Source organism: Collinsella sp. LCP19S3_C9 (genome assembly GCF_052121575.1).
Classification (GTDB): Bacteria; Actinomycetota; Coriobacteriia; order Coriobacteriales; family Coriobacteriaceae; genus Collinsella.
On the sequence record NZ_JBQKDZ010000024.1, the window covers coordinates 1 to 8,294 of the forward strand.

An 8,294-nucleotide genomic window follows, 5' to 3' on the forward strand; every position below is an offset into this window, starting at 1 on the left:
AGAGTACTGCGGGGCCAGCCCGTGGGAGGCCAGGGCGCCGCTGACCGGTGGACGGCACCGAGCCGTCATCGAGAATCGAGAAGGGGGAGGCCTCGCGGCCTCCCCCTTTTTCGTTTCTCAGGCAATTTGTCTCACATAGTAGCTGTGTTTTATAACCCTCGTTTGTCGCATCTTCTTTGAACGGGCTACAATATCGTAGTCTGTGTAGCATGGAGGTGAACATGGCTGAAGCTGGTATCGGCGTTGATATCGTCGAGATTTCCCGAATGAAATCAATTCTTGAGAAGACGCCCTCGTTTGCCCGGCGCGTGTTTACCGATGAAGAGCGTGCGTATTGCGATGCGTCGTCTCGCCCTGCCGCTCATTATGCCAGCCGCTTTGCCTCTCGCGAAGCGGTACTTAAGGCACTTGGAACGGGGTTTAGTCAGGGCGTTGGACGTAAGGATGTTTCCGTAACACGCGATAGGCTCGGCAAGCCAAAGGCTCTGCTTTCTGGTCGCGCTCTCGAAATCGCCCAGGATTTGGGTGTTGTCGAGGTTGCTCTTTCTATTACCCTTACGGGTGACTTGGCTGTCGCTAATGCCATTGCGATCACCGAGGATGCTCGACCTAAGCCTAAGGAAGAAAAAATGAGCACCAAGGAGCGCGTTGCCCAGACATTTAAAGAGGCTCGTTCTGTATTGGATGAGCTTGAACAGCTGCAACAATCTGCTTTGTCGGAGCATTTGATCGATAATCCGCAAGATACGCAAGGAGCATAGATGAAACCGGTTTTGAGTACCGAGGAAGTCGTTCGCCTCGAGGATATCATCGAGCGCGAGGGCACCTCGAAGGCCGAGCTCATGGAGTTGGCGGGTGAATTTGCCGCCAACGAGATTTTAAAGCTCAACCCTGATCGCGTTCTTGTGCTGGTCGGCTTTGGCAATAACGGCGGTGATGGTTGGGTCGCTGCGGATATCCTGACCCATAAGGGCGTTGATGTTGATATCGTTTCTCCAGTTGAGCCGGATGAGATTCCTGCTGCCCTTGCTCGTCACGTTGCCCGTCGCACCGCCGGTCGCGACGTTCATGTGTGCGTTGGGCCTTCGCGAGACGAGCTAGAGGTTCTCATTAACAAAGCGGATGTCGTGGTCGATGCTATTTTTGGCACCGGTTTTCACGGCAACCTTCGTGCGCCGTTTTCTATTTGGATTCCTACGGTTAACGAGTGCGCCGATCACGTTGTTTCTATCGATGTTCCCTCGGGCCTGAATGCCGAGACGGGCGTTGTGGATGACGACTGCATCCGTGCCGAGCGTACCGTGATGATGATTGCCCCTAAGATCGGCCTCTACAGCGCTGACGGTCCGGAGTATGCTGGCGATCTGGTGTGTGGCGGTCTGTACGACCGCCTCGACGAAGTCATCGATGATGTCGATCATGCTGCCGAGATCGTTGAGCCCGGTGATCTGGTGGACTACTTTGCCCCGCTGCCCACGAATATCGATAAGTATTCGCGCGGCTCCGCGCTCATCGTTGCCGGGTCGGCACAATATCCTGGTGCCGCCATCATGGCCGCAAAGTCTGCCGCTCGTGCTGGTGCCGGTTATGTGGCCGTTGCGACGCCCGATGCGTGCGCCAACCTTATTCGTATGGCGCTCCCGTCGATTCCCGTTTTCGCCATTCCGTCTGATTCCCGTGGATCTTTTGGTGCCGCTGCGCGTATGACAGTGTGCGAGATTGCTAAGAAGTACAGCTGCGTTGTGTGCGGGCCTGGCATGACGACGTCTGCCGGATCGATGCAAGTCGTTTCGGGCCTGCTTGAGCTCGATGTGCCGCTTATCCTAGATGCAGATGCGCTCAACTGCCTTGCCAAGATTGCAATCGACGGCATCGACAGTAATCCCGAGATGTACCGTCGCGAGCAGCCGCTCGTTATGACGCCGCATTATCGCGAGCTTTCGCGTCTCGTTGCCGGCGACGAGGTCAATGATCTTGGCACTGCGATTGCCGCTGCTCAAAAGATTGTCTGGGCTGCCGGTTCCGATAATCTCGTTGTTATCGCTAAGGGCCCGACGACGGCCATTTGCGGCGTCGAGCGCGTGCTGCTGCCGCTTTCGGGCCCAGCGTCGTTGGCGACCGCTGGCTCGGGTGATGTCCTCGCAGGTATCCTTGCAGGAACGCTTGCGACCATGCGTGACGAGATGGACCGTTGGGAGCTGCTGTACTCGTATGCCGTCGCACTCCACAGCTATGCCGGCTTTGCTGCGGCGACGGAGTATGGCGAGAAGAGCGTTATCGCGACCGATCTTATCGACTTGATCGGTCCCGCCATGGAATTGGCGGCAAAGGATGCGCTCGATGATCTGGGAATCATGGACGAAGGGTCGGATGACTAATCATGAATAAAGCCGATTTGACGCGTTGGTCCTGGGTCGAGATCGACCGCGGGGCGCTCCGCCGCAATACGAGGGCCTATAAGAACTTGCTAGATCCGCGTCAGCGCCTGTGCTGCGTGGTTAAAGCCGATGCTTATGGTCATGGAGCCGTCGAGTGCGCCAAGATCATGTATTCGGCCGGTGCCGACATGTTTGCCGTGGCGACGGTCAGCGAGGGTATTGAGTTGCGCCAGGGCGGAATCACCAAGCCCATCCTGATTCTAAGCGAGCCTCCCATCGAGGCTATTCCTTCATTGCTCGAGTTCGATATCATGCCCTCGGTCTATACGTCCGATTTTGCTCTTGCGTATGGTGAATGTGCCGTCGCGGCGGGCAAGGTGGGCAAGTATCATCTTGCCATCGAGACGGGTATGAACCGCATCGGCGTTCACTACACGCAAGTGCTCGACTTTGTCCGCGGTATTAATTTCCATCGCGGTATTCAGTGCGACGGCGTATTTACGCACTTTGCCACGGCCGACGAACCATCGGGTTGGGACTACAAGCTGCAGTGCCAGCGCTTTATCGAGGCCGTTCAGGCCATTAAGGATGCGGGTTTTGAGTGCGGTATCGTGCACTGTGCCAACACGCCGTCCTCGATGCTCGACCCCTCGATGCATTTTGATATGATTCGCGCTGGCGTTGGCTTGTATGGCATGCAGCCGTGCGAGCTGAGCGGCCGCGTGATGCAGCTTGATCCCGTTATGAGCGTTCATGCGCGCGTGACGCGCGTGGCGCATCCTGCGATGGGCGAGGGCGTAGGCTACGGTTTTACCTACCGCGTACCGCGCACACGCGTTCAGATCTGCACGCTGCCGATCGGATATGCCGACGGCCTTTCGCGCACGCTTTCCAATCGTATGGACGTGCTGTATCGCGGTGAGCGCGTGCGTCAGGTCGGAAATATCTGCATGGATCAGTTTATGGTTGCCATTCAGTCCAACCCGGCTCACGAGATTCCCGAGGCCGAACATGGCGACGAGATGATAATTATCGGTCGCGATGGCGATGCCGAGATTACCATGGATGAGATGGCGCGCCTGCGCGGCACGATTAACTACGAGGTCGCCTGCGGCTTTGGCATGCGTCTCGACAAGGTCTACGTGTAGGGGCCGCTATGGGCGTTATGCACATCCCCGGCCATAGCCATCAGGCGCCGCGCGAAGTTGCACTCGAGGAGATCGAGGCCGTCCTGGGTGATTGCCGCCTTTGCCAGCTTTACCAGTCGCGCCACAATATCGTGTTTGGGGTGGGAAACCCCCGCGCTCGCGTGATGTTTATTGGTGAAGCGCCGGGCCGTAACGAGGATTTACAGGGCGAGCCCTTTGTGGGGGCGGCGGGTGAAGACCTCAACGGCATTCTGTCCCTGGCGGGTCTTAAGCGTGAAGATGTCTATATCGCCAATGTGCTTAAATGTCGCCCGCCGGGAAACCGCAATCCGCGTCCCGAGGAAGTGCTTGCTTGCTCACCGTTTTTGCGCGAGCAGATTCGAAGCATCTGGCCCGATATCATCGTGACGCTCGGCAATCCCGCAACGCACTTTGTGCTCAAGACCGAGATTGGCATTACCAAGCTGCGCGGCAGGTTCCATCAGATGGGGCACTTTGTGGTGATGCCGACGTTTCATCCCGCGGCGGCGCTGCGCAATCCGGCGTGGCAGGAGTTGCTGGAGGAAGACTTTAAGATGCTGGGCGACTATCTGGTGCGACATCCCGCGCCAGAGGGCGCCTCGGAATAATAAGGAGCGTATATGTCCCTGGAGCGCCTGGGGCTAGGTACCTACAAAACGGCTCGTACTGCCGATACGGAGCATTTTGGCGAGTTGGTCGCACCGTGTCTAGAAAATGGCGATGTGCTGATACTGACCGGCGGCTTGGGCGTGGGAAAGACCCACTTTACCAAGGGCGTTTCGCGCGGCTTGGGCGACGGGCATATGGTCACGAGTCCTACGTTCGCGCTCATGGCCGTTCACGACCAGGGGCGTATTCCGCTGTTCCATTTTGATCTGTACCGCTTGGAGCATGCCTACGAGCTCGAGGATACGGGCATTTTTGACGTGCTCGGCTATGAGGGCGCTTGCCTGTTGGAATGGGGCGAGCAGTTTCAGGACGAGCTGACGGATGAGTATCTCTCGGTGACGCTTAGGCGCGATGAGGACGATAGCGACGTGCGAACGATCGCGCTCGAGGCGCACGGCGAGCGCGCGACGGAGCTTTTCGATTTGATTGATAAGGCTGTACAAGATGAGCTTGCATAACGACAACGCGCTGGTAGTGGCGCTCGATACTTCGACCGACATGCTTGCCTGCGCGGCAAGCTGGATTGATGAACAGACGGGCGAGGCGAAGCTGGTGAGCGGGGACCATCTGTGTCGTCGCCATGCCAACGTGGAACTTGTGAATACCGTCGATGGCGTGTTGGCGCAGGCCGGGCTGAATCGCGGCGATGTCGGCTGTTATGTGGTTGGACGCGGCCCGGGTTCGTTTACGGGCGTTCGCATTGGCATCTCGACCGCCAAGGGTCTGGCGCGCGGTGCCAACGTGCCGTTGCTGGGCGTGTCGACACTTGACGCTTGCGCCTGGACGGCGTGGAAGGCTGGCGTGCGCGGCAAGCTTGGTGTTCTTGCCGACGCCATGCGTGGCGAGGTGTATCCGGCTCTGTACGTGCTGGGGGACGAAGGTCCCGAGCGTCTGTTTGAGCGCGAACACGTGGTCAAAGCCGCCGTGGCGCTTGATGAGTGGCGCCAGGCCGCGGACTGGGGCCAGGTTAAGCTGACTGGTGACGGTCTCGTACGTTATGGCAAGCTGCTGAGTGAGGACGAGACTGCGCGCTGCGTGGAGCGAGACCTGTGGTGGCCCTCGGGCGAGGGCCTTCTGATGGCGCGCGCCGCGGGCGACGGTAATCCGGCTCGCGTTTTGCCGATCTACACGCGTCTTTCGGATGCCGAGGAAAATGAGCGCAAGCGCCTTGGGCTTGCCGAGAGCGCCCAGAGCGAGATTACGGGTGTTGCCGACGAGCTCGCCGGCCGCCATCTGCAGTTTCGTCCCATGGGCGCGGCGGATGCCGAGGGCGCGAGCGCATTGGAGGCCGCCTGCTTTGAAGGCGCCGGACACGAGGCGTGGACGCCGGGCATGTTCCTGTCCGAGCTGGGCGAGGGCGTTGCCGCACCGCGTAGCTGGTGGGTGGCGCACGACGACGGTCAGCTGCTGGGACTTGCCGGCGGCATGGTCGTCGACGGTGACGTTCAGATTATGGACGTCGCGGTTGATCCTGCTCATCGTCGCGAGGGCATTGCCCGCAAGCTGCTGTCGCACGTGAGCTATGACGCCCAGATGCTCGGCTGCACCACTGCTTCGCTTGAGGTTGAGGACGGCAACGAGGGTGCGATTGCGCTCTATAGCGCCTTGGGCTTTACCGAGGCGGGTCGTCGCCGTGGCTACTACGGCGTCGGCAAGGATGCCATCGTCATGACGGCGTCGCTGCCCCTGGTGCTTCCTCTCGACAATGCCTCGCCCGAGCCAACGGCTGCCGAGCAGCGCGTCTGGCCGCTGCCTGAGCCCGAGCGCACCGCCGAGGAGCGTGCCGAAATCGAGCGCCGTCGCCTAGTTCTTGCCATCGAGAGCTCTTGCGACGAGACGGCTGTTGCGATTATCGATGCGGACGGCAATATGCTGGCCAACCAGGTGTCGACGCAGATTGATTTTCATGCTCGCTTTGGCGGCGTGGTGCCCGAGATCGCCTCGCGCAAGCATGTCGAGGTGATTGTAAGTGTCGTAGATGCGGCGCTTGAAGATGCCGCGGTATCGCTTGGGCTTGAGGGTGGAGCGATTGCGCCAAGTGAGCTTGCCGCCGTGGGTGTGACGCAAGGCCCGGGCCTGGTGGGTGCCCTGGTGGTGGGCGTCGCCTTTGCCAAGGGCTTTGCGTATGCTGCCGGTAAACCGCTCGTGTGCGTCAATCATCTGGAGGGTCACCTGTTCGCCAACCTGCTGGCGCAGCCCGACCTTAAGCCGCCGTTTATCTTTACGCTTGTCTCGGGTGGGCACACCATGCTCGTGCACGTAAAGGCATGGGGCGACTACGAGGTGCTTGGCGAGACGCTGGACGACGCCGTGGGCGAAGCCTTCGACAAGGTTGCCAAGGCGCTGGGTCTGGGCTATCCCGGTGGCCCCATCATCTCCAAGCTCGCCGAGACGGGCAATCCCCGCGCGATCGATTTTCCCCGTGCGCTTAACAGCAGGGGAGACTATCGATTCTCGCTTTCGGGCCTCAAGACGGCGGTGACGCTCTATATTGAGCAGGAGACCAAGGCTGGGCGCACGATTCACCTGCCCGACCTTGCAGCCTCGTTTGAGGCGGCGGTCTTTGACGTGCAGTACAAGAAGGCCAAGAACGCCCTGCACGCCACCGGGTGCAAGGAGTATTGCATCGGCGGCGGCGTCTCGGCCAACCCGCATCTGCGCGAGATGATGATTAAGAAACTCGGGCGTCAGGGGATTCGCGTAACGGTGCCGCCTCTCTCGGCCTGTACTGACAACGCCGCCATGATTGCGGAGGTCGCTCGCCGCAAATTCGACCGAGGTGAAATCTCGCCGTTCGATGTCGACGCCGATCCAAACATGACGCTGTAGTCGTATGGGCGCGGTTCCCGACGCTGCCCGGGCGCCAGCGGCCGCATATGAACTTTCCTGCTCTACAGTCCTGCTCACGACGGAGGCCACATTAAGTGGCCTCCTGTTCGTGCGGAACTCGCGATAAAGTTCATATGCGGCCGCTGGCGCCCGGGCAGCGTCGGGAACCTTTCTGTATCGATGCAGCTACTGAGCTGGATCGGCGTCGACAACGTCCGGCAAGGTTAACAGGTCAGCGTCAAATTTCCGGCGTGCTTTAGCTGAGAGAAACCTACCTGATAATCGACTCAATATCTCGGCTTTTATATAGCAGTCGGCGGACTTCCATGACGTCGTCGATGACGACATAAAAAACCATGTAGTTGCCAACGTAGAAGCGGTAATACGGGTGCGACCGTCTTCTTGTCGAAGGGTATGTTGGTGACATGGTTGGATTCTTGAGATGCTCGAGTATGCCTGCTTCAACATTGTCGACAAGCCTATTTGCTGCAGCGGGGTTATTGAGATCAAAGGCGATATATGACGCTGCTTGGCTGAGGTCCTCCCAAAATAGGGGAAGATAGCGGAGCTTATAGTGCCTGTTCATCGAGACCGCCGTCGAGCATTTTTCTGACAGAGCCAAAGACATCGTCGTGTGTATAGCGAAGTTGCATGCTGGCAGCCTGACGATCAGCGGCATCAAGTGCGCTCTCGATCGGATTGCTCAGTGACTTGTACTGCTCAAAGCTCATGACGACCATAGAGCCCCGCCCGTTTTTAGTTAGAAAAACCGGACCCTCCTGTTCGACTTCGCGTTCAACGTCCGGGTAGTGATTTCTAAGATCTGAGACTGGCCTAATATTCACAGCTACCTCCTGAGCTATCAGAATATTATCGTAATTATGATAACAGAGTTGAGATTTGGGATGGGAACTCCTCGGGGGCGGGGCGGGCGCCTGCCGCCATATATGAACTTTATCGCGAGTTCCGCACGAACAGGAGGCCACTTAATGTGGCCTCCGTCGTGAGCAGGACTGCCCGAGCAGGAAAGTTCATATATGGCGGCAGGCGCCCGCCCCGCCCCCGAGGAGCATCTCTCAAGCAAAAACTGTCGTGGGGTAAAGTCCGAGGTCAGTGACGTTTTATACCGAGAAATTCAAATCTCTCTGTTAGACCAGCATTGACGTAGCCGCTCCCTGCCGTTGCCAATAGTCCCAGAAGGGCTGGGGACGATCGATCATCTGGCGCCTCGTATGCTCGTAGAAGCCGC

Annotated in this window: 8 protein-coding genes; 6 read left to right on the forward strand and 2 right to left on the reverse strand. The window is 58.7% G+C overall.

Features of this window, described 5'->3' with window-relative positions; translation table 11 throughout:
* The first annotated feature begins 221 nt into the window (after positions 1–221).
* The 6 genes from acpS to tsaD are packed head-to-tail and all read left to right on the forward strand — an operon-like array spanning position 222 to position 7,045.
* Positions 222–761, forward strand: coding sequence for a holo-ACP synthase (acpS, locus tag ACTQXI_RS08700; protein ID WP_154515166.1), 540 nt, complete (start codon positions 222–224; stop codon positions 759–761).
* A complete protein-coding gene (locus ACTQXI_RS08705) occupies positions 762–2,378 on the forward strand; it encodes an NAD(P)H-hydrate dehydratase (protein WP_441548525.1) in 1,617 nt (538 codons plus the stop codon).
* A gap of 2 nt (positions 2,379–2,380) precedes the next feature.
* Positions 2,381–3,526, forward strand: a complete 1,146-nt coding sequence (gene alr / locus ACTQXI_RS08710) for an alanine racemase (RefSeq protein WP_441548526.1) — start codon at positions 2,381–2,383, stop codon at positions 3,524–3,526.
* A gap of 8 nt (positions 3,527–3,534) precedes the next feature.
* Positions 3,535–4,155, forward strand: coding sequence for a uracil-DNA glycosylase (locus ACTQXI_RS08715; protein WP_154515160.1), 621 nt, complete (start codon positions 3,535–3,537; stop codon positions 4,153–4,155).
* 12 nt (positions 4,156–4,167) lie between these two features.
* The gene (gene tsaE, locus ACTQXI_RS08720) at positions 4,168–4,674 is read left to right on the forward strand and encodes a tRNA (adenosine(37)-N6)-threonylcarbamoyltransferase complex ATPase subunit type 1 TsaE (protein WP_427719841.1); all 507 of its coding nucleotides are present in this window, start codon (positions 4,168–4,170) and stop codon (positions 4,672–4,674) included.
* Complete coding sequence (tsaD, locus tag ACTQXI_RS08725; protein ID WP_441548527.1) at positions 4,661–7,045, forward strand: tRNA (adenosine(37)-N6)-threonylcarbamoyltransferase complex transferase subunit TsaD; 2,385 nt, start codon at positions 4,661–4,663, stop codon at positions 7,043–7,045. Before tsaE ends, tsaD begins: the two co-directional genes overlap by 14 nt.
* 271 nt (positions 7,046–7,316) lie before the next feature.
* Here tsaD and ACTQXI_RS08730 read toward each other — a convergent pair whose 3' ends face one another.
* Complete coding sequence (locus ACTQXI_RS08730) at positions 7,317–7,724, reverse strand: type II toxin-antitoxin system RelE/ParE family toxin (protein WP_441015903.1); 408 nt, start codon at positions 7,722–7,724, stop codon at positions 7,317–7,319.
* A complete protein-coding gene (locus ACTQXI_RS08735; RefSeq protein WP_441548528.1) occupies positions 7,615–8,031 on the reverse strand; it encodes a type II toxin-antitoxin system Phd/YefM family antitoxin in 417 nt (138 codons plus the stop codon). The genes ACTQXI_RS08730 and ACTQXI_RS08735 overlap by 110 nt, the downstream gene beginning before the upstream one ends.
* Positions 8,032–8,294 lie beyond the last annotated feature (263 nt).